This is a genomic window from Vibrio rubrogenes, assembly GCF_059641415.1.
This window is the reverse complement of record NZ_JCARSY010000098.1, coordinates 1-1,211: the sequence shown is the minus strand read 5'-3', so window position 1 is coordinate 1,211 and position 1,211 is coordinate 1. Positions and strand designations below refer to the sequence as shown.

At 48.6% G+C, this 1,211-nt stretch carries 1 protein-coding gene; it reads right to left on the bottom strand.

Translation table 11 applies throughout. The features are described 5' to 3' along the window. A partial coding sequence (locus AC55NX_RS20690) for a hypothetical protein (RefSeq protein WP_496997447.1) occupies positions 1–1,211 on the bottom strand: 1,211 nt, incomplete at both ends.

Sequence of the window (1,211 nt, the reverse complement as noted above, 5' to 3'; positions counted from 1 at the left end):
ATTTTTACTGTCCTGGGTTGAACGGTTCGCATCGTTCGTCGGTGCACGGCTGTCATCCGGCAGTGTATCGCTATCATGATGCAAGGTGGTGGTACGACGATTATCGGCCACAAATTCAAGTCTGCCATTACGGTAAACGCCCTGCCCGCCTTTGTTGATGGCCAGACGTTTGAAGGTATCGCTGGCCTTGTTAATCAAATTTTTAGCAAAGGTAAAAATTTCTTTGACAACTTCTACCAGCGAATTAATCGCTTCAAAAATCTGTTTGCCAGCTGTTTTCATCGACCGCAGCACAGCATAGGCCATGCCGGTTGCCGGGGTGGCAATAAAAGAGATAATCAACCCACCGAGCAGCCCCAGTAACACATCCACAATCACCTGACCGCTACAATTGGCGAGCTTATTCAGTATCGTGGTCATCGGTACCATCGAGATATAAGTCATGATGCCACGCACAAACAGATACATCGCGGCTTCATCCGAGGCAAACAGCAAGGCCTTTTCCATCATCCCCGGCGCACTGCTGGCAGTCTCTTTTATCGTATTGATAATATCAGCGACGCCTTCACCCAGATCTTTCAGTGTTTTGACCGGGTCTTTGAGCATCTCATAAAGCTCTTCAATGCCGCTCCAGAGCGCTTTCAAACCACTCCAGATCCCATCCGCAAAATTCGAAATCACGGTTAAGACTGACTGCGCGGCCGAGCTGTTAAAATAACTGTCCCACTGCGGCTGATACCCTTGCCATTTTTGATTCAGCCAACCCGACAAATCACTGCTCAACGTATCATAATGGGAAAACAGCGAGTCCATCTCTGCCGGTGTCGGCTTATGGTCGATAAAGACCTCGTAATATTTGCCCGGTGTCAGACCGGTGACAGTGGCTTTACCCTGCTCATCAAGCATCACTTCCCGCGTATCGCTGCCATCTTCTGCTTTGACAATCGCCTGAATATTCCCGAGCGGCACATGATAAATCGACTGGAACACACTTTCGATTTCCAGCTTGCCACTGAGCGGACATTGCACAGTGGTTTTGTAGTTATCATCATCTTTACCGACTGTGGTACTCTCGCCACTGACTTTGAGCTGTTTATCCATCGCAAAAAGAGCAGGGCGATCCATGGCTGCTGTGGCTTTATCTGCGAGTTCGAAATACCACTTCTTAGTCATTTGCCGATATTCGGTCAGCAAATCAGGAAAGCTGTTCA